General features: G+C 67.9%; 23 protein-coding genes. 13 read left to right on the top strand and 10 right to left on the bottom strand.

Annotated features, from left to right (window positions below):
- Positions 1–9: 9 nt before the first annotated feature.
- Both AAEX60_RS02195 and AAEX60_RS02190 read left to right on the top strand, forming a co-directional pair.
- A complete protein-coding gene (locus tag AAEX60_RS02195) occupies positions 10–591 on the top strand; it encodes a GNAT family N-acetyltransferase (protein WP_342100843.1) in 582 nt (193 codons plus the stop codon).
- A 97-nt stretch (positions 592–688) separates the two neighbouring features.
- Positions 689–1,690, top strand: a complete 1,002-nt coding sequence (locus tag AAEX60_RS02190; RefSeq protein WP_342100842.1) for an aldo/keto reductase — start codon at positions 689–691, stop codon at positions 1,688–1,690.
- Here AAEX60_RS02190 and AAEX60_RS02185 read toward each other — a convergent pair whose 3' ends face one another.
- The 3 genes from AAEX60_RS02185 to AAEX60_RS02175 are packed head-to-tail and all read right to left on the bottom strand — an operon-like array spanning position 1,691 to position 3,392.
- Entirely contained in the window at positions 1,691–2,653 is a 963-nt protein-coding gene (locus AAEX60_RS02185; protein ID WP_342100841.1) for a hypothetical protein, read from the bottom strand.
- A 29-nt stretch (positions 2,654–2,682) separates the two neighbouring features.
- On the bottom strand, positions 2,683–3,114 hold the full coding sequence (locus tag AAEX60_RS02180) for a GNAT family N-acetyltransferase (RefSeq protein WP_342100838.1): 432 nt from the start codon (positions 3,112–3,114) through the stop codon (positions 2,683–2,685).
- Between the two features lie 8 nt (positions 3,115–3,122).
- Positions 3,123–3,392, bottom strand: a complete 270-nt coding sequence (locus tag AAEX60_RS02175; RefSeq protein ID WP_342100837.1) for a DUF2277 domain-containing protein — start codon at positions 3,390–3,392, stop codon at positions 3,123–3,125.
- Between the two features lie 29 nt (positions 3,393–3,421).
- Between AAEX60_RS02175 and AAEX60_RS02170 the strand changes: the two genes are divergently transcribed.
- Entirely contained in the window at positions 3,422–4,210 is a 789-nt protein-coding gene (locus AAEX60_RS02170) for a thioesterase family protein (protein WP_342100835.1), read from the top strand.
- Positions 4,211–4,213: 3 nt separating this feature from the next.
- On the opposite strand, the gene AAEX60_RS02165 is transcribed toward AAEX60_RS02170, so the two are convergent.
- On the bottom strand, positions 4,214–4,798 hold the full coding sequence (locus AAEX60_RS02165) for a DNA-3-methyladenine glycosylase (protein ID WP_342100832.1): 585 nt from the start codon (positions 4,796–4,798) through the stop codon (positions 4,214–4,216).
- A gap of 38 nt (positions 4,799–4,836) precedes the next feature.
- Between AAEX60_RS02165 and AAEX60_RS02160 the strand changes: the two genes are divergently transcribed.
- The 7 genes from AAEX60_RS02160 (at position 4,837) to AAEX60_RS02130 (ending at position 10,810) form a co-directional block, all read left to right on the top strand.
- Positions 4,837–5,640 carry a sulfite exporter TauE/SafE family protein gene (locus AAEX60_RS02160; RefSeq protein ID WP_342100831.1) on the top strand — a complete coding sequence of 268 codons (804 nt, stop codon included), beginning with the start codon at positions 4,837–4,839 and terminating at the stop codon, positions 5,638–5,640.
- A gap of 313 nt (positions 5,641–5,953) precedes the next feature.
- Complete coding sequence (locus AAEX60_RS02155; protein WP_342100830.1) at positions 5,954–6,649, top strand: hypothetical protein; 696 nt, start codon at positions 5,954–5,956, stop codon at positions 6,647–6,649.
- A gap of 53 nt (positions 6,650–6,702) precedes the next feature.
- Positions 6,703–7,116 (top strand): hypothetical protein, encoded by a 414-nt coding sequence (locus tag AAEX60_RS02150; protein ID WP_342100828.1) that lies wholly within the window; start codon positions 6,703–6,705, stop codon positions 7,114–7,116.
- Between the two features lie 32 nt (positions 7,117–7,148).
- A complete protein-coding gene (locus tag AAEX60_RS02145) occupies positions 7,149–8,162 on the top strand; it encodes a hypothetical protein (protein ID WP_342100826.1) in 1,014 nt (337 codons plus the stop codon).
- 84 nt (positions 8,163–8,246) lie between these two features.
- Positions 8,247–9,044, top strand: coding sequence for an ABC transporter permease (locus tag AAEX60_RS02140; protein WP_342100824.1), 798 nt, complete (start codon positions 8,247–8,249; stop codon positions 9,042–9,044).
- Positions 9,037–9,846, top strand: a complete 810-nt coding sequence (locus AAEX60_RS02135; RefSeq protein ID WP_342100822.1) for an ABC transporter permease — start codon at positions 9,037–9,039, stop codon at positions 9,844–9,846. The genes AAEX60_RS02140 and AAEX60_RS02135 overlap by 8 nt, the downstream gene beginning before the upstream one ends.
- A 1-nt stretch (position 9,847) precedes the next feature.
- On the top strand, positions 9,848–10,810 hold the full coding sequence (locus AAEX60_RS02130; protein WP_342100819.1) for an ABC transporter ATP-binding protein: 963 nt from the start codon (positions 9,848–9,850) through the stop codon (positions 10,808–10,810).
- A gap of 4 nt (positions 10,811–10,814) precedes the next feature.
- On the opposite strand, the gene AAEX60_RS02125 is transcribed toward AAEX60_RS02130, so the two are convergent.
- From AAEX60_RS02125 to AAEX60_RS02100, 6 genes are all read right to left on the bottom strand, one after another.
- Positions 10,815–11,051 (bottom strand): hypothetical protein, encoded by a 237-nt coding sequence (locus tag AAEX60_RS02125; protein ID WP_342100818.1) that lies wholly within the window; start codon positions 11,049–11,051, stop codon positions 10,815–10,817.
- Positions 11,052–11,137: 86 nt separating this feature from the next.
- A complete protein-coding gene (locus AAEX60_RS02120) occupies positions 11,138–12,727 on the bottom strand; it encodes an ABC transporter permease (RefSeq protein WP_342100815.1) in 1,590 nt (529 codons plus the stop codon).
- Complete coding sequence (locus AAEX60_RS02115) at positions 12,727–13,668, bottom strand: ABC transporter ATP-binding protein (RefSeq protein WP_342100813.1); 942 nt, start codon at positions 13,666–13,668, stop codon at positions 12,727–12,729. Before AAEX60_RS02115 ends, AAEX60_RS02120 begins: the two co-directional genes overlap by 1 nt.
- Positions 13,665–14,276 carry a TetR/AcrR family transcriptional regulator gene (locus tag AAEX60_RS02110; protein WP_342100810.1) on the bottom strand — a complete coding sequence of 204 codons (612 nt, stop codon included), beginning with the start codon at positions 14,274–14,276 and terminating at the stop codon, positions 13,665–13,667. Before AAEX60_RS02110 ends, AAEX60_RS02115 begins: the two co-directional genes overlap by 4 nt.
- Positions 14,277–14,370: 94 nt before the next feature.
- Complete coding sequence (locus AAEX60_RS02105) at positions 14,371–15,405, bottom strand: DUF2891 family protein (protein ID WP_342100809.1); 1,035 nt, start codon at positions 15,403–15,405, stop codon at positions 14,371–14,373.
- The gene (locus tag AAEX60_RS02100) at positions 15,402–17,345 is read right to left on the bottom strand and encodes a BCCT family transporter (protein WP_342100807.1); all 1,944 of its coding nucleotides are present in this window, start codon (positions 17,343–17,345) and stop codon (positions 15,402–15,404) included. Before AAEX60_RS02100 ends, AAEX60_RS02105 begins: the two co-directional genes overlap by 4 nt.
- A 121-nt stretch (positions 17,346–17,466) precedes the next feature.
- Here AAEX60_RS02100 and AAEX60_RS02095 point away from each other — a divergent pair, with 121 nt between their 5' ends.
- The 3 genes from AAEX60_RS02095 to AAEX60_RS02085 all read left to right on the top strand — a co-directional run bounded on the left by AAEX60_RS02095 (position 17,467) and on the right by AAEX60_RS02085 (position 19,620).
- The gene (locus AAEX60_RS02095) at positions 17,467–17,925 is read left to right on the top strand and encodes a hypothetical protein (protein WP_342100806.1); all 459 of its coding nucleotides are present in this window, start codon (positions 17,467–17,469) and stop codon (positions 17,923–17,925) included.
- A gap of 286 nt (positions 17,926–18,211) precedes the next feature.
- Positions 18,212–18,847, top strand: coding sequence for an HAD-IA family hydrolase (locus AAEX60_RS02090; RefSeq protein ID WP_342100803.1), 636 nt, complete (start codon positions 18,212–18,214; stop codon positions 18,845–18,847).
- A 173-nt stretch (positions 18,848–19,020) separates the two neighbouring features.
- Positions 19,021–19,620 (top strand): hypothetical protein, encoded by a 600-nt coding sequence (locus tag AAEX60_RS02085; protein ID WP_342100802.1) that lies wholly within the window; start codon positions 19,021–19,023, stop codon positions 19,618–19,620.
- Positions 19,621–19,839: the final 219 nt, after the last annotated feature.

Raw genomic sequence — 19,839 nt, 5'->3', positions numbered from 1 at the left:
TGGAAGACCTTGCCTGAGCCCACCAAGAACCTCCCAGGAGTATCGGTCCGCGACGCCCGGCCGCAGGACCTCTCCGCGGTACGCGGACTGGTCCTGACCAGCGTCCGGGAGGATCACGGCCTGGACTACAACCCCATCTGGCATGCCGACCTTGATCGGGCGGAGGACTGTTACCTGCGTGACCCCCGCGCGGCGCTGCTCGTCGCCGAGGCCGGGGAAGGGATCATCGGTTGCGGCGGGGTCCGGCCCTTTCGACGCCGTGGCCCGGAGCCGGTGCAGCGCAGGTACGGACTGCGGGAGGATGTGGGGGAACTGGTGCGCGTGGCCGTTCTCCCGCGGTTCCGGCAGAACGGGTTGGCGCGGCAGGTGTGCGCCCGGCTGGTGAACGGGGCGGATCACCTCGGCTACGGCGTCCTGACCCTGCACACGCCGGCGGTGACGCCACGGTCGGCTGTCCCCTTCTGGCGAGCGTTGGGTGCCGTCCAGATCCACGATGACCGGCAGGACGGTCTCGTCGACCCAGCGGTCGCCTCCATCTACTTCGAGATCGACGTGGCCGTCGCGAAGCGACAACTGACCGCAGGGAGGTAGTGAGAGCCCCTGCCGGCGCCCTTGGCGCGGCGACGTCATGCGGCCAGACTGGGTCCAGACCACCGCTCCAGTCATCCATCAGGACGAGGGGAATCCCATGCAGTACACGACTCTTGGCAACACCGACATCACCATCCCGCGCCTGTGCATCGGCGGGATGAGCTTCGGGGAGCACTTCCCGGACTTCCACCAGTGGACCATCGACCAGCCCGCGACGCAGGAGGTGCTGGCCCGGGCGCTGGAGCTGGGCGTGAACTTCATCGACACCGCCAACACCTACGCTCACGGCACCAGCGAGCAGTTCATCGGGCAGTCGCTGAAGAACCTGGGCGTCAAGCGGGAGGACGTCGTGCTGGCGTCGAAGGTCTACTTCAACGACGGCAAGCTCAGCAAGGGCGCCATCGAGCGCGAGATCGACGGCAGCCTGGAGCGCCTTGGCACCGACTACCTGGACCTCTACATCATCCACCGCTTCGACTACGACACCCCCATGGAGGAGACCATGGAGGCGCTCCATGGCCTTGTCACCGCGGGGAAGGTGAGGGCCCTGGGCGCCTCGGCGATGTACGGCTACCAGCTGCACAACCTGCAGGTGGTGGCGGACCAGAACGGTTGGACCCGGTTCAGCAGCATGCAGAACCACTACAACCTGCTGCACCGCGAGGACGAGCGGGAGCTGATCCCGGTCTGCCGTCAGTACCAGATGGCGCTCACCCCCTACAGCCCGCTGGCCTCCGGACACCTGGCCCGGCCCACCTGGGACTCGGAGTCCACCCGCTCCACCACGGACACCACGATGAAGGCCAAGTACGACCGTGAGCGCGAGACCGACATGCCGATCGTCACCCGGGTGGCCGAGGTTGCGAAGCGGCTCGATGTGCCGATGGCCGACGTGGCGCTGGCCTGGCACTGGGCCCGCGGCGTGGAGGCGCCAATCGTCGGCTGCTCCAGGCCCGGCCGGGTGGACGACGCCGTGCGCGCCCTGGACCTTGAACTCAGCGACGAGGATCTGGCCTATCTGGAGGAGCCGTACCAGCCGCACTCCCCGGTCGGCCTGCTGCCCCGGCCCGGTCACAACGCCATGGGCGGGAAGGCCTGATCAGAATCCTGCCCTGAGCCGGGTGGCCTGGCCGCGGCTGGTGGAGACCTGCGAGCCGTAGTGCTCGACGGTGACCACCAGCCCGTCGACAACACCCAACGCGGCCGGTGAACTCTGGGCGGTGGCCCACTGTTTGATCTGGTCCGCCAGGCCGTCGGGCAGGGCGGCGCGCAGGGCCTGGTCCGCGGTGGCGTCGGTGGGCCAGGCCGGGACATTGCCGGCCACCACCCAGCTCAGTTCGGCCCCCTGCTTGCCCTTGACCCCCACCGTGCCGCCGTCGCCCCAGCACACGCCGCGTTCGTACGGTGAGCATTCCCAACCCGCCGAGCTCGCCGCTTCCTTGAGCGCGTCAGCCCGGAAGGCGGCGGCGGGGCCAACGGCGTTGAGGTCCTCCTCCACCTGCTTCACCCGGGGCAGTGTGGCTCGGAAGGTGGGGCTGAACCGGGCACCCTCGCCCGATGAGTGGGTCCAGGTGATCACGTCCCACTCCCCCGGATGCTGCTCACGGGACACACCCGCCCGCGGCGCCGGGAAGAGTTCCGCCAGGTCCAAGCCCAGATCCATGACGTCGTTGAAGGCGGTGGCCACCAGCCGTCGGGAATGGTCCCAGCGGGAGGTGTCCAGGTTCCCGTTGTCGTAGTTGGGCACGTCGGTGCGGCTCCACAGCTCGTCGGTCAGCCCGATCAACTGCTCGTCCTCGGTGAGGATGGTGATCTCATGGATCGACGCGTCGTCGTATCCGGCACAGCGCACCTCGGTGAGTTTCTTCACCGTGCGGGTGCGAGCGCAGCTGGGCTTGACCGGCTTCAGGGCATCGACCAGCTTGGCCGTGACATTTCCCTGGGCGTCCCCGGTGACCACCTCGGCCCGCTGGTGCTCGGTGACCTTGACCTGTTCACCGCCACCGCACCCGGCCAGCAGACCGAGCGCCAGAACGATTGCCGCTAACCGGGACCCACGCATGAACAGATGCTCCCACGTAGTGGGGCAACTCAGCCGAGTTCCTTGACCAACAGGTCCCGACGCACGGTATAACCCCGCGTGTGGGCGAGAGTCGCTTGCCCGCCGTCGGGATCCACCCGCCAGGTCAGCGAACCGAGCGGCCGGGCCAGCTCCTCGGCGGCATCCAGCAGCTTGTTCGCGATCTCGTCGTGACCCTGCTGCGGGCTGACAGCCAGACCGTGCAGCAGCCAACCGTCGTCGGTGAACCGGATACCCAACAGCCCCACCGGGAGCGCGTCGACGACGGCCACCAGCGCGAAGCCCTCACCGGCGGCGCGTTGCCGGTGCAGCTCACGCGCCACCACGGCGAGCGGTGAGCGGCCGTCCTCAAGCGCCAGGACGTGGTGCTCCTCGATCCGGGAGACGCTCACCTCCAGCCGACCGCGACCCGCCCCAGGACTCTTCTTACCTGCGCGTCCCACGCCGGATCTCAGCTCGCGTACCGCTGCTGGGCACGGGCCCGGGCCTTGGCGGCCTCGGCCTCCCGATCCTTGGGCGGCGCCGTGGTCACCAACTCGTCAACCAGGTGCCGGGTGATGTGGGCAATCTGGCCGACGGCGCGGTCAAAGACCTCCTGGTTGGCCTTGCTCGGCTTGGTGGTGCCGGCCACCTTGCGGACATACTGCAGCGCCGCGGCATGCACCTCGTCGTCGGTGGCGGGCGGCTCGAAGTTGTTCAACGGGCGGATGTTTCGACACATGCGCACATTCTGCCCGCAAGAATTGGCACATGAGCGACGCCTTTGCCTACTTCGAGCGCGAGACCCATGACCGCTTCCGCCCCACCGCACACGTCGGCGGGGCATGGAAGACCGACGAGCAGCACATCGCCCCGGCGATGGGCCTGCTGGCGCACATGTTCGAGACCGACCACCGGGAGCGCCGGGGCGACGACGGGCTGGCGCTCTCCCGGGTGAGCTTCGACATCTTCGGCGTGCTGCCGATCGAGCCGGTGGACGTCTCGGTGCAGCTGGTGCGGCCGGGCCGTTCGATCGAGCTGGTGGAGGCCCGGCTGGACCACAGCGGCCGTACCGCCTTGACGGCGCGGGCCTGGTTTGCCAGCACCGCGGACACGTCTCCCCTGGCCGGGAGCACCTTCCCGGCGATCCCCGGCGTCGACGACCTCCCGGTCTGGGAGATCGCGGACCGCTGGGAGGGCGGCTTCATCGACTCGCTGGAGGTGCGGCGTCGGGAGATCGAGACTGGTCATGCCGTCGCCTGGTCCCGGACCGACGCGGAACTCGTCGCGGGCGAGCAGGTGAGCCCGACGGCCGCGTTGTTCGCGCTGATCGACGTCGCCAACGGGCTGGCGGTGCGGGTCTCCCCCGAGGAGGCGATCTTCCCGAATGTGGACCTGACGGCCCACCTCTTCCGGGAGCACCACGGCGAGTGGACCGGCTTCGACACCACGGTGCACTTCGGGCCCGCGGGCGTCGGCCTGACCCACACGGTCCTGCACGACGACCACGGCCCCTTCGGCACGGTGGCGCAGAGCCTCACCGTGCGGCCCCGCCGCTAGGGGCTACGGTTCGCGGATCCAGGGCTTGGACACCCAAGGATTGCCGCGCAGGTAGAAACGCCGGGGCGCAGCCGCATTCTTGGTGATCCCCACCCGGGTGGTCACGACGATCTGATCCGCCGCGACGGGCTGTTGCACAAGGAGTTGGAGCGGCGGAAGACCCAGGTCATGGCCGCGCAGCGGCAGCGTGATCCCCAGCGCCTGGCCCAGCTTGCCGGGACCATTGGTCAGCTCGACCCCAGCCCTCCCCTTGCGGCGGCGTCGCATCTCGTCGAGACCGTCCAGGGGTTCCGCGGCGCGGATCAGCACCCCGCAGCCGTATCCCTCGGGCCCCACCACCACATTCATGCAGTGGTGCAGGCCGTGGATCAGGTAGACGTAGGCGTGGCCGGCGGCCAGGAACATGGCGTCATTGCGGGCGGTGCGGCCGTGATGGGAGTGGCTGGCCGGATCGTCCTGGTCATAGGCCTCGGTCTCGACGATCCGCACCCGCAGGAGGTGCCCGTCGATCTGGCGGACCAGCTCGCAACCCAGCAGCCGTCGCGCGGCCTGCTCGGCGTCGTCGGGCAACCAGCTCCAGCTCTGCATCCCGCCAGCCTACGTCGGCAAATGCCATAGTGACGGGCATGAACTTCCTGGCTGACCTGCAGTGGCTGGTGGCGATCATCGGCGGCTTCCTGGCCGGCGGGATCAACGTGATGGTGGGCGCCGGGACGCTGATCTCCTTCCCGCTGCTGGTGCTCAGCGGGGTGCCGCCGCTGACCGCGACCATCGCCAACACCATGGGGCTGGTGCCAGCCAGCGCCACCGGGGTGGTGGCCTACCGCGACGAGCTGCGCCGGCTGCGCGGGGTGATCCGGACACTGTTGCCCGCCTCCATCCTGGGCGGGGCGACGGGTGCCCTACTGCTGCTCGGTTTCCCGGCCGGGGTCTTCGTCAAGGTGGTGCCGTGGCTGGTGGCGGTCGGCACCGCGCTGGTGCTGGCGGGGCCCAGCATCCGGGGGTGGGTTGCCTCCCGTCGGGATGCGGAGGCCGACGAACCCAGTAGCCACGGGGTCTTCACCTCCCGTCGGGCAATGGTGGGTGGGGTGATCGGCTGCTACCTGGTGGGCAGCTACGGCGGCTACTTCAGCGCTGCACAGGGGATCCTGCTCGTGGGGCTGCTGGGCATCGTCACCCACCTGGGGATGCAGGACCTGAACGCCATCAAGAACTTCAACGTACTGTTCGTGAACGCGATGTCGGCCGGGATGGTCCTGCTGGTCTCCCCCGAGCTGATCAACTGGAAGCTGGCCGGGCTGGTGGCCGTCGGCGCCGCGCTGGGCGGGTTGACCGGCGGACGCTTCGCCAAGCGCCTGTCCCCCAGGGCGCTGCGGATCTTCGTCGTGACGGTGGGTGTGACCACGACGCTGGCGATGCTGCTGCGTTGATGATTCAGCCGGGCAAGCGCTTCCTGGGAGCCGGGCCGCAACCTCGCGCCAGATGAGGCACCAGATGCCAGTCCGCGCACGACGCGCCCCGGATACCCGGCGCAAGGAGCACCAGGAGGCGCGACGTGCCCGAGGTGGCGCGATGATCAGCTGACCGGTGAGCTGATAGGCGTGAGATGAGCTGCATGAGCATCCCGGGAGCCGACCATTTCGTCACCCCGGTCGCCCGCTGCGCTGGCACGGTACGGATGCCACCTGATGACGCCTCGGGCCATCAGGGGCCCGGCTGGACGCGGCGGGCTACCATCTCGGCATGACTTCTCGCGAACAGGAGGTGGACGCCGCCACCTGGTTGGCCGAGACGCGCCAACGGCAGCGCGTCGAGGCCTATTCGGTGCGCGAGACCACGTCGCTGCTGCAACAGAAGTTGGGCAGAACGACTGCGCTGCAGGTCTCCTATCTGGGTGAGGCCGGGGTCTTTGGCGAGTACTACGAGTCGGCCGCTGGCATCTGCTACTCGAAAGCGCGCGTCGACGAGCGCCTGAAGGCACCCTTCCGCGATCTCACGACACTGGCGGAACTGCGGGAGCTTGCCGAGATCGGCGGCGCGCTGATTCTGAGACAACGCGGGGCGGTCCCGCCCGAGAGCACGGCAGACGAGCGAGCCTTCTACGGCACCCACATCGACATCTTCGACACCCCGTCCGGGCCGCTACACGAGGCCATCGACGACGCGACGCGAATGTACTGGCCAGTCTCCCCGCGCCGTCGGGTGCAGATCTTGCAGGTCATCCAGCAGCACGGCTTCTGCCCACTCATCGTCACGGTTGGCAAGTTCTGCCTGGGGGGTCGCAACATCACGGAGCTGACCGAGGTGCCAGGGGGGCGCCACGGTGCGGGGCGCATTGCCTTCACCGTCACCGACCCCGGCTCTTGGGTAGCCCCCCTCAAACACACGTGGATCGACTCGGGCGGCGGCCCTGCCACCGCATGGTGGTCACTTCAGTAATCCATCAGAAACATTTATGAACATAAGAGTTATACGTGAACTACTCTTTGTTCATGGGTAGCCAGCAGGACTTCCCCGAACGGACCTCCGACAACATGACACCGCTGTGGCGGGCGATCATGGATGCGACGCCCCGCGAGACCGACTTCACCGACGAGTCCCCTGTGCCCCTACTCCTTCGCGGTTGGTACGAGATCGCACCGGGGGTGCGCTTCTGGTGCGCCTACTTCGTAGCCGCTGCGGTGATCGACACCCGCATGACGGGCCTCCTCCACATCTGTGACCAGGCCCGCCAGTGGGGTTTCGAGTGCGAGAGCGGCGTGATCTCGGCCAGCCAGCTGACCGACATCGAAGCCTTCGAGATCCCCGACTTCACCATCGGTGGCGCCGCCGACATCTACCGACTCTCCGACGAAGACCTGATGGCCAAACTCTTCGACCTGCCTGTCACCCGGCTGGCCATCTGAATTCCCGAACCAGCCCTAGCAAAGGAAGATCGATGTCTGAACGCACATGGCTGTACCTCTACGAAAACAAGGCCGCCCGAGAGTTATACGTCGGCATTGGCGCTCGCATGGATCGCGTGTGGCAGCAGCACAATGACGACGCCGAGCGGCTGCGCCAGGACCCCTCCACGCTGATCCTCCAGACCACCGAAGCCTTCTCGACCGAGCGGGACGCAAAGCTCGCGGAGTCCATCGCCATTCATGTGGCGATGCTGGCCGGCATCCAGGTCACCCATGTGGACCCTGACCTTGAGTTCAAGGAAGATCGAGTGCTGGTCACGAACCGGGCCGAAACAGAGCAGTCCTCCTTGCTCGGGCCAGCCGTCTTCCGACGTGAGGGCAGCATCCGCTTCGATGACCTCAGGAACACGTCCATCGTCACGATTACGGCGGATCAGATTGATGAACGTCCAAGTCCGTACGGCGGCCACAGCGGCGCCACTTTCTCCGAGCGGGCGTGCAAGTTCTGGGGTGTCGACGAGGAGAAGCGTCCCCACATCAGGCGGCTCATCGCGATCTTGAAGGGGGCCCACAACTTGATCCTGGGTGATTGGGATGTGGATCCGCTTGGCGACTGGAGGCCACGACTCGACGTTGACTATGGAACGACCCGGGTCGTCTTTCCCTTGGTGGATCCTGCCTCCGACGATGTGCGCGGTGTGAAGGGAATGATCCTCGAGGGATTCCGTGGCATGCCGGGGCCAGTCCATTCGTCCGACGTGAACGGCATCAAGTCGCCGAGTCGATCGGGGGCGTCGGTGGATGGCTCTGAAACCCGGGAACCTACCGACACGCCCCCAGCGGATGGGCACCATCGACCGATACTCATTGAGCCCCGCAGCATGGTCTGCCCCAACTGCCAAACCACCCGTGACACGATTCATGTGAGCCCGGATCCTGATGACCCAGACCGGGAGATTCGCCAGTGCGAGGCGTGTGACGCCAAGTTCGCGGTAGACGCTTGGTTCGAGTGCAAGCCCAGTGACAACGAGCGTCCCGACCTCTGATCGGAGTTCGCCGACGCAGCCCGCCCGTTGCAGGGGGCACAAGTGGGGAGAGACAGGGATGGTTCGGGGGTCTAGCGTGGGACGGTGCACGCGTACTGGGAGCTGGTGAAGGCGGGGTTCCGCCGCCATTCCCGCTACCGTGCTGCCGTCGCGGCCAGCGTGTTCACCAACACCATCTTCGGGCTGGTCCGGGCCTCCATGCTGCTCACCGCCATCCACACCGCCGGGCGGGATGTGGGCGGCTACTCCGCGCTGCAAGCCGCTACCTATGTCTGGCTGGGCCAGGGCCTGCTGGGTCCGCTCGACGTGTGGGGCTCCAGCGTCACCATCGGGGAACGGGTACGCAGCGGGGACATCGCCGTGGACTTCACCCGGCCGGTCTCGGTGCTGGGCGCCGCGCTGGCCACCAACTACGGCCGCGCCGCCTTCGAGCTGGTGCCCCGCTGCCTGCCGCCGCTGATGGTCGGCGCGCTGATCACCGGGCTCTACCTGCCGTCGGGGATCCTGCCCTATCTGCTGGGAGCGCTCTCCCTGATCCTGGCCACCCCGCTGTGCTACTGCTTCTACTTTGCCGTCTCACTGAGCGCGCTGTGGACGGTCGAGAACCGCGGCTTCCTGGTGGTGGCCATGGTGGTGCAGCAGGTGCTGTGCGGGTTCGTGGTGCCTGTCTCCTGGTTCCCCGGCTGGTTGCAGTCGCTGGCCAATGCCAGCCCCTTCCCGGCGATGTTCCAGACGCCGGTGGACATGTTCACCGGCCGGTTGGCGAACGCCCAGGCGGTGGCGGTGCTGGGGCTGCAGGCGGTCTGGCTGGCCGTCCTGGTGGCGCTCTGCCAGCTGTTGCTGCGCGCCGGCCGACGCAAGGTGGTGGTCCAGGGTGGCTGAGGTCTCACTGCCCCGGCTGACCCGGATCCTGGTGGCCTCCCGGATCCGCGCCCAGTTGCAGTACCGGGCCAGCTTTGCCGCCGACCTGTTTGGCCAGGCGATGCTGATCCCGCTGGAATTCATCGAGGTCTACGCGCTGCTGCACGCCGCGCCGGTCTTTGGTGGCCTGACGCTCAACCAAGCAACCTTGCTGTTCGGCCTCTCGTCGCTGGCCTTCGGCCTGGCCGACATGGTCTTCGGGCAGCTGGACAATGTGCATCGGCTGATCAAGGAGGGCCGATTGGAGGTGCTGCTCACCCGCCCCACTCCGCTGCTGCTGCAGTTGGTCACCCAGGACATCCAGTTGCGACGGCTGGGCCGCGCTGGGGTGGGGCTGGCGATCTACCTGTGGGCCATCGGCGCCTGTCATGTGGAACCGACCGTCCGCAATCTGGCTCTGCTGGTGCTGGCCCCACTGGGCGGGGTGTTGATCCATGGCGCGGTCTTCCTCTTCGCCTCGGCCACGTTGTTCTTCGTGCTCGACGGGCAGCAGGCGGTCAACGCCTTCACCTATGGCGGGCGCTATGCCAGTGGCCTTCCCGGCGCGGCACTCATGACCCCGGTGAAGATCTTCTTCAGCTACGTCGTGCCGGCCACCCTGATTGCCTACGTGCCGACCGTGGTGCTCACCGGCGGCACCCTGCCAGCCTTCTGGTGGCCCGGGTGGGCATGGCTGACGGTGCCGCTGGGGCTGGCGATGTGGGCAGTGATGTTGGGCTGGTGGCGGCTGGCCATCCGGCACTACACCGGAGCGGGAGGCTGAGATGGCAATCATCGAACTGCGGGACGTGAGCCGGGAGTTCACCCTGCGCTCCGGCAGCGGACTGCGACGCACCCGCAGCACCAAGCGGGCCGTCGACGGCCTGTCCTTCGGCATCGAGCCCGGGAGCGCCGTCGGCTACATCGGCGCCAATGGCTCCGGGAAGTCGACCACCATCAAGATGCTCACCGGCATCCTGACCCCCACGTCGGGGACGGTGCGGGTCTGCGGGCTGGAACCGGTGCCGCAGCGACGCCGGTTGGCCGGCCACCTGGGGGTGCTGTTCGGGCAGCGATCCCTGCTGTGGTGGGACCTGCCGCTGGCCGAGTCCTTCCCAATCCTGGCCGCGATGCACGGCCAGGAGCCAGCCCGGTGGAAGCCCCGACTGGACGAGCTGGTCGACGGTCTGGACCTGTCCGGTTTCCTGGCCACCCCGGTGCGTAACCTCTCCCTGGGCCAGCGGATGCGCGGGGAGCTGGCGGCAGCGTTGGTGCACCGGCCGGAGCTCGTCGTGCTGGACGAGCCGACCATCGGGCTGGACATGATCGCCAAGGAGCGGCTGCGCGCCTACCTCGCCCGGGAGATCCGCGAGAACGGCACCACCCTGCTGCTGACCACGCATGACATGGGCGATGTGCAGCGGCTGTGCCAGCGGATGCTGATCCTGGACCGGGGCCGGCTGGTCTTCGACGGCTCGGAGGCCGAGCTGGCAGCCGAGACCGGGGCGGAGCGGGTGCTGGTGGTGGATGCCGCAGCCCCCGTCGACCCGGCGCAGCTCAGGCTGCCAGATGGGGTGCGGATCGACGACGTGCAGGGCACCCGGCTGCGGCTGGCCTTCGCCTCGCGTCGAGTCAGCGCCGCCGACGTCCTCCAGGCGGTCTCCCGGGATGTGGAGGTGGTGGAGATCGCGCTGGAGGAGGCGGAGATCGAGACCCTGGTCCGGCGGATCTACAGCCGCGGCCGGTAGCCGATCAGTGGCGGCTGGCGGCCTTGCGCGCCCCGTCGCGACGGATGTACTCCCACACCACGCCGCAGACGATGGCGAGGCCCGCGCCGGGGAAGCCCACCTCCATCCAGCTCAGGTCAAAGCTGGCCACCGCGATCTTGGCAACCACGGTGCAGACGGCCCAGATGGCCATGGTGAACAGGGTGTACTTGGCGGCGCGGGTCCAGCCGAATTCGGTGATGGGGGTGTTGTCGTTGAACATGACCCCAGTCAATCCCCAGCGGAGTTCGCCCGGAATCGGCGCCGGGCATGAATCCGGTATCCACCCGTGGGTGGACCCGGTGGAGTTCAGACCACGTCGCGACGGTGGAAGCCGGCGAAGCCCACCGCCAGGAAGCCACAGGCCACCAGCAGCAGCCAGCCCAGATTTCCCCAGTCCGGATCAGCGGCCAGCACCAGCGGCACGTGGTGCAGTGGACTGATGGACAAGGCCCATTCCGGCAGCTTGAAGGACGGCCCCAGCAGGGTGATCGCGAAGGTGGCGACAATCACCATCCAGCCCGCCAGCCGGGCCACCGGTTTCGCGCCCACGGCCGCCGCACCGACGCTGGTCAGCACCCAGACGGCCGGGATGGTGCACAGCGCCTGCTGGAGGACATCCCAGAAGCCGAAGGGGGCGTCGCTGCGGGAGACCACCCAGCCCATCACGATGCCCTCCAGGGCCAGGCAGCCCGCCACGGCGGCCAGCGCCAGGGCCACATTTGTCGCGAAATAGCGCGGACGGCGCACCGCTCCGGCCAGCAGCGGCTCGATCCGGTAGTTCACCTGCTCCGCCTGCATCCGCATCACCACCTGCGCCCCGACGATGGCGGAGATGATGCCGCCGATCTGCAGGATGGTGGCGACGAAGGCGAAGCCCAGCTCCTGTGTGGTCTTGCCACCTGCCACCAGGATCTGTTGCAGGGCAGGATTCTCGGCAATCAGGTCACCGGAGGAGGCGGCCAGGTTGCCGAAGACCAGCCCCAGGAAGCAGAAGGCCACCAGCCAGGTGAGCAGTGCGCCGCGGTGCAGCCGCCAGGTGAGCCGGCCCAGCGACATCCGGCAAGACTCGACGGGCCCGGGGCGGGGCACGATCATCCCCAGCCCGAAGTCACGTCGGTCCTGCAGGACCAGCGCCAGCCCGACCAGCACCACCGCCAACGCAATGGCGGGCAGCATCGGCCACCACCGGTTCTCCACCGCCGGGAGCGTCTTCTCCAGCCAGCCCAGCGGGGTCAGCCACAGCGTCCACTCGGCGGCATTGGAGGAGTCCAGGTAGCCGCGCAGCACGAAGAAGAAGCCCAGGGTGCCGATCGCCAGGGTGTTGGCGGTGCGGGCGTCGGACCCCAGCTGCGCGGCGACGGCGGCCACCCCGGCGAAGAGCAAGGCGGAGCAGGTGAAGCAGGCCGCGATCACCGCCGTCGGCCGGGCCTCACCGCCGGAGACCCAGGTCAGCAGGAAGCAGACCACGCCCAGCGCGACGGCGGCGATCCAGCCGATCAGCACCGCCACCAGCAGGCGAGCCTGGCGAGTGACCACCCCGGAGGCGATCAGTTCGGCCTGACCGGAGTCCTCGTCGGCCCGGGAATTGCGGATCACAATCAGGATCCCCATCAGCCCGGCGAAGAAGGCGCCCAGGGAACCCGCCCGCCAGGCGTTGAAGCCGTCATTGGTGAGGAAGTTGCGGCCCGGGCCGAAGATCAGTTCCATGGCCGGGTTGGCACCGATGGCCAGGGCAAAGGCGCGCCGGTCGGCCAGGTCCGGGAAGATCCACCGCCACGCCCAGATGGAGCTGGCCGACAGGACGGACAGCAGCACCACCCAGGGCGCAATGTTGCGCCGGTCCTGCCGGATGGTGGCCTTGAGCAGGGGTTTCAGCCCCGTCAGCGCGGCGGACATCAGCCGGCCTGCTCGTCGTAGTGGCTGAGGAAGAGGTCTTCCAGCGACGCGGGGCTGACGGTCAGCTGGCTCATCCGGTATGCCACCAGCGAGGCCATCGCGTCGTTCACCCGGTCCGGCGCGACGGTGGCCCGCAGCCGCCCGTGGGCATCCAGTTTGACGTCGTCCAGGATCCCCAGCGCTGCGGGGTCCGACGGCGGGTCGGCCAGCCGGGCGGTGATGGTCAAGTGGGTCTTGCCCCGAAGATCGGCCAGGGTTCCGGTCTGCACGATCTTCCCGCTGCGGATGATGCTCACCCGGCCTGCCAGCGCCTCCACCTCACTGAGGATGTGGGAGCTGAGCAGCACGGTGCGCCCCTTGGCCTTCTCCTTGGCGATCTCGTCCTGGAAGACCACCTCCATCAACGGGTCCAGCCCGCTGGTGGGCTCGTCCAGGATCAGCAGCTCGACATTGGAGGACAGTGCGGCGACGATGGCCACCTTCTGCCGGTTGCCCTTGGAGTAGGCCCGGCCCCGCTTGCTGGGGTCCAGCTCGAAACGTTCGATCAGCTCTTCGCGTCGGGTCCGGTCCAGGCCGCCGCGCAGGTTGCCCAGCAGGTCGATCGCCTCGCCTCCGGTCAATCCGGGCCACAGCGAGACATCGCCGGGGACATAGGCCAGCCGTCGGTGCAGCTGGATCACGTCGCGCCACGGATCACCACCCAGGAGCTGGACGCTGCCGGCATTGGCGCGCAGCAGCCCCAGCAGCACCCGGATGGTGGTGGACTTGCCGGCGCCATTGGGGCCCAGGAAACCGTGCACCTCCCCCGCCTCCACGCTCAGGTTGATCCCGTCGAGGGCGGTGAAGGAGCCGAACTTCTTCACCAGCCCCTGGATCTGGATGGCCGGCGGCTGTTCGGGCAGGGCATGTCTGGGGTGGATCATCTCGACGTCGGTGGTCATGCTGGGTCTCCTTCGGGAAGGTCCTCGAAAAGGTAGTGCCGCACAACGGGGGTGTAGGTGGCGACGAGGACCTCGTGATCGACGCTGGCCAAGGGTTCCAGCCGGAGGAGTTGGCGCACCACCAGCATCCCGAGCAGCTGGCTGGCCACCAGGCCGAAGCGGTGTTGCGCCTCCTCGGCCGGCACTCCCAGACGCGTGGCGACCGGGGTCACGATGGCGTGCCTCACGAACTCCTCTAGGGCCTCCAGCGGCATCTCGCCGGCCATGGCCCGGCGCAGCATGGCCTGCATCGCGGCGCCGGTCTCCGCCCCCTCCCAGACCCGCAGGAAGGTGCGCACCAGGCGCTCGGGCAGCCGCTCGTCGTCGGCTTCCGAGAGCAGCTCCGCGATCCGCGCGGGGACTTCGGCCGGGATCTCGAGCGCCTCCTGGAAGAGGCCCTCCTTGCTGCCGAACCAGTGGTTGATCATGGCCGGGTCCACCCCCGCGGCGGCGGCAATGGCGCGCACGGACACCTTGCTGAAGTCACGCTCGGCAAACAGTTCCCGAGCGGCGGCCAGGATCACCTCCCGGGTGTCCCCCTGCCCTGGGCGACGACCGATTCTGGGCACCACGGCGCACCTCCAAAGAACTCAACGGCTGTTGAGTTCAAGGCAACACCCCATCGGATCAAAAGTCAACAGATGTTGAGTAACCCCTGGCGGATCACTCGACGGGAGTCAGGGCCCCCAACAGCGCAAAGCTCACCAGCCAGTGGGTCGCCATGAAGTGACCGTCGGTCACGACGGGGAGCACCCCGGCGCGCTGCGACTCGGCCGCGGCCAGGACCACCGGACGGGCCTGGGCCGGCAGCTGGGGTGCAATGGCCCGCAGTTGCCAGGCGCGGGACAGGGCCAGACCGTAGAAGTGCGCCAGCTTGCCGTCGGTGCCGTCCACCACCCCCGGCGCCGTCAGCAGACGCGCATGCGCACCCTCACCGATGCCCAGCAGGAGCCGCGAGACCGCCGCCGCGCGCTGGTCCGGCGGCAGCACCTCGGCCATCAGCTGCGCCTGGGACAGGGCCGGCGACAGGAAGTCATGGCCGCTCGGCTCCAGCCGGGTGTCCAGGTCCGTGTCCGCCCCGTACCAGGCCTGTGCTCCGGCCATGATGCAGGCCACGACGTCGTCCTGACCCAGCGCGGTGAAGGCCCGGTGCAGGATCGACAGCGAGAAGGCCGAGTTGGTGTGCTCGCCGTCGCGGTTCGGGTGGGTCTGGCGCTCCAGCCAGCTCGGCAGGAGTTCGGCCACCACGTCGGTGACCGGGCGGATCGCCGTTGCCCACGAGTCGGCCCGCGGATGGGGGCAGTCCGCAAGGGCGGCGGCCAGCAGGCTCACCCAGGCCCAGCCGTAGGGGCGCTCGAACGAGGGATGGTTGCGCAGGTAACTGGCCTCGACGGCGAGGGCCTCCGGCGTGAGGCGCTCCTCCAGCGTCGCCACGACGCGCTCGGCCAGACCGGCGGCCTCAAGCTGGCCCCCGGCATGGGTCAGCAGCGTCACGAGCGACCACTGCATGTGGGCCGACGAGTGCCAGTCCAGCGAGCCGTGGAAGGACGGGTGGAGCACCCACGGGGTGACGTCGCAGTCATCCTCACCGGCGGCGACGTGGGCCGCCGCGTAGGGGAACGGCGTCGCGAGGACCTCCAGGGCAATCTGGGCCCACTGTGCCGCGTACCGCTCCAGTTCGTCATCCTTCCCGGTCATGCGCTGCCGCCCTCCTTGGTGACCACTTCGTCGGGGACGTCCCCCTCCTCGACGTATTCCCCCTTCTCATAGTCATACTCCACCGGATTGCCATCCTCGTCGGTGCGGGTGTACCACTCGGTGACCTCGGGCGCGGTGGAGTCGAAGTCGCCGCCGGTGGCGCGCTCGTCGGCCTCGTCGGTGGGTTCGACGACCAGGGCGAAGTTGTCGCCATAGGTGCTGACGCCATGCTTGACCGCCTTCTGGATGGCCCAGTCCTGGTAGGTCTCCCGGATGGCCTGCGGATCATTGCGCAGCAGCTTCACCAGAGCGACGGCCATCAACACCAGGATGACGGCGAAGGGCAGGGCCGTCACCACCACCAGGTTCTGCAGCCCCTGCAGCGCATTCTGGCCACCGAAGAACAGGATCACCACCGCGATCCCGGCCATGCACAGCGCGAAGAACGTGGTCACCAGCTTGTTGGGCTCCGGATTGCCGCGCTGGGACAACTGCGAGTTCACCAGGGAGGCGGAGTCCGACGTCGTGACGAAGAAGACGCCCAGCATCACGATCACCAGGGCGGAGACGATCCCGCCACCGGGCAGCTGCCCTACCACCTGGTAGAAGATCTCGGCCGGCAGCGGCAGGGAAGCGGCGGTGCCGTCCGGGGCGATCATCGACGCCGTGTCGCCGGCGGCCTGCGCGCGGCGCTGCAGCCAGATGGCGGTACCGCCCAGGATGGCGAAGGCCAGCACGATGATCGACGACGGGATCAGCAGCACCCCCAGCACGAACTGGCGGATGGTGCGGCCGCGGGAGATCTTGGCGGTGAAGACACCGACGAAGGGCGCCCAGCTCACCCACCAGGCCCAGTAGAAGGTGGTCCAGGCGGACAGGAAGGCCTCCATCTGGGGACCCTCGGCCATGTTGGCGCTCAGCATGTCCGGCAGGTGCCCGAAGTACTCGACGATGGCGGCCGGCACCATGTTCATCAGGAAGGCCGTCGGACCGACGACGAAGAAGAACACCGCCAGACCCAGCGCCATCACCATGTTGATGTTGCTCAGCCAGCGGATTCCCTTGGAGACACCGGAGACCGCCGACGCGATGGTGGCGATGGTCAGCACGCCGATGATGCCCAGCGCCAGGGTGTTGCCCGTCGGGCCGAGACCACCGACCACCTCGACGCCGCGAGCGATCTGCAGGGCGCCGATGCCCAGGGACGCGGCGGTCCCGAACAGGGTGGCGATGATGGCCAGGGCGTCGATCACCCGGGCGGCGGGCGTGTCCGTGCGGCCACTCCACAGGGAGGTGACCACCGAGCTCATCAACGGCACCTTGCCGCGACGGTAGGAGGCGTAGGCCACCGCCAGCCCGACGATGGCGTAGATGGCCCAGGCGTTGACTCCCCAGTGCAGGGCCGACTGCGCCACCGCGCCCTTGATGGCCTGCGCCGTGTTGGCGTCGTACTGCGCCCCGGGCCGCGGGCTGAGGTAGTAGGTCAGCGGTTCATAGGGGCCGAAGAAGATGATGCCGATCCCGATGCCGGCGCCGAAGAGCATCGCCGCCCACGAGCCTGTTGAATATTCCGGCTCCTCGCCGTCCAACCCGAGCTTGATCTTGCCGAACCGGGAGAAGGCGATCACCAGCAGGAAGAGCACCATGGCAATGGCCAAGACATTGAACATCCAGCCCAGATTGCGCATCACCCAGCCCAGAGCGGCACTGGAGACGTCGAAGACCTGCTGCGGTGCGGCCAGCCCCCAGGCCACGAAGCCGATGATCAGCGCGCCGACGGCGCCGAGAATGGCCTTGTCAATGCCATATCTGATCTTCTGGTCAGCCACCGAGACGCCGGGGACCAGGGCAGGGTGGATCTGGTGGGGGTAGTTCACCTCCCGCAGGAATTTGCGCGTGGGCTCGTTCAGCGTGGCTCGTCGTGGTTCTTGTTGGTTCACGATCTCTCCAGGGTGTGAGGCAGCCATCATGGCTCGGCACCCGAACCACACTAGCCGGACGATGGTGAATTGTGGGGGATCATGTCGCGGGGCCGCCCCCACCGCTGCCTAGGATGCGGGCATGCGGAAGTTGCTGCTGGGTGCCGTGGTGGTTGGCCTGTTGGCCGCCTTGGCGGGGGTCCTGAGCCCCTGGCTGGGAACCCGGATCACGTCGGCGCGGATTCCGGACCCGGACTCGGCAGAGCTGCGGGCGGAGTCGGCCCGGGTGGCCCAGCTGGCCTCCCAGCAGCAGCACCCCACGGGCTCCCAGTGCGCGGCGAAGGTGCTGCGCGTTGAGGCGGCCATCACCTGGGCGTGGGTGACCTACCGGGGCTGGCAGTCCAGCAATGACGGCTGGGTGGAGGCCGGTTGGTCCGCGCCGGTCCGGGTGGACGGCCTGCGGGTGGAGGTCCCCGCGGATGGCTCGGACTACCCGCGGAGCGTGAAGAAATTGATGCCCTGGGATTTGGCTCGCTTGGCGCTGCGCAATCCGGAGGGGGCGCGGCCGGCGGAACCCACATTGCCTCCCCGGCCACGGTGAGCGTTCCCCGATGGTGTCATGTCCCCTCGTCGGGGGACATTTGGGGAGCCGTCTCTGACCCGCCGCTGAAATACGTCGATGACCGAACGATTTTCCTTGCGGTTGACCCTCCCGCGGTGAAGAGTAGAACCCATCGAACGGCCGTTGTATGGGAGTGCGGTGGCCGACGAAGCCCTTCTTGGGGAAGGGCAGCTCGACGGATCAAGGGCGATGCGTCGGCACACAGTCTCGGGTCCGTCGGTCTCCAACCACCGACGGACCCGAGACTTTTCCGTAGGATTTGCGCATGTACCGGCATCTGTTCTGGGACCTGGGCGGCACCCTGGTGGACACCTATCCGGCGTTGGACTCCGCTTTCACGGCGGTGGTGAGCGCGCACGGTGGCTCCGTCGAGGTGACGGAGGTGGCCCGGTTGACGCGTCACTCCACCGGCGTGGCCGTCGCCGAGTTGTCCGCCCGGTTCGGGATTGAGCCCGCGGCCTTCGAGCGGGCCAATGCTGAGCTCAAACAGTTGTGGAAGACCCAGCCGCCGCCCGCGATGACCGGCGCCGCTGCCCTCCTGGACGACGTCCGCGCGGCCGGCGGGCTGAACCTGGTGGTCACCCACCGGGACCGGGCCAGCGCCCTGACCCTGCTGGAGGGGCTTGGGCTGCGGGTGGATGACCTGGTCTCCGCGGTTGACGGGTATCCCCGCAAGCCAGACCCGACGATGTACCGGGTGCTGTTGGGGCGGCACGGCCTGGACCCCAATGAATGTCTGGCCGTCGGCGACCGGCCGATCGATGCCACCGCGGCACACCAGGCCGGCATCCGGGCCGCGATGCTGGAGTCCCCCGAAGCACCCGTCGACGACGACGCGGAATACTCCGTGGCGACGCTGGATGAGCTTCGTCCCCTGTTGGGACTGTCGCCCCGGATGTGAATTCGCTCACCTGGCGCTGGTGGCGACGGGCGGTTCCACCCACGCCGATGCCCCATTCCCATACCCCACAGGTATTGGCGAGGATTGTGCCCGTTTCGGTGCGGTTTTCCACAGCCGATAGTTATCCACAGGCAGCGCTATGACGGTTGGCACATCCCCGGTTCGCTGGCAGATTGACGAATACCGCCGACCCGGAGATCCCGATGAAGAGAACCGTCAGCCTGCTGGTGCTGCTGCCCGTGATGGTGGCCTGCTCGCCCGAGAAGCCGACCACCGACCCGAGCCCCAGCGCCCCGCCCGTCACGAGCATCGCGCCGACGAGCACGTCCGTGGACCCCAGTCAGGACCCGCTGTATCTGGAGGCGGTGAGTGTCTACAAGGCGTACCACGCAGAACTGGCGCGGTTCGAGGCCGCCAGCTACGCCGATGGCAAGCTGCCAGCCAGCATCCAGCAGTACATCACCGGGTCACTCCTGGAGGCGGTGCAGAACTCCATCGCCGAGTCGATCCGCATGGATGAAGCACCAAAGCAGGGCGACTCGACCAGACTGACCGCCATTGCACCGAATATCGGAACCTCGCGCGCGGGCAGCTTGGTCTCCGTTCGGGTATGCACCGATGCACGGCAGGGCACCGTCGTAAAGCGCTCCACGGGAGAATCCCTCGGGCCTGGCGTCTTGGCATACAGAGAGGTCTATTTCAAACGGTTCGGCGGCAAGCTCAAAGGATTCGTCGGTGAGGCCAAGGTGGTGCAATCGTGTCCAATCAAGTAAAGGCAGCTTGCACTGTATGTCTGGTCTTATTCTTGGTGCATACGAACATCCCTGTGGCGAGTGCTTCGTGCGCGGACAACGGGACTTGCAGCAGTTCAGATATCACGTTTAGTGGCAGGCGAGCGAACTCTGGAGCGAGTGTTCGCGCGACCCGAGTGTCCACCAAGATCACGACTTCCGGGCGAAGTTCGTCCCTCGCCACAAGGCCATCCGCCGGAG

It is taken from the genome of Luteococcus sp. H101, from assembly GCF_038433155.1.
GTDB lineage: Bacteria > Actinomycetota > Actinomycetes > Propionibacteriales > Propionibacteriaceae > Luteococcus.
The sequence above is the reverse complement of the archived record's forward strand: the minus strand, read 5'-3'. Positions and strand labels throughout refer to the sequence as shown.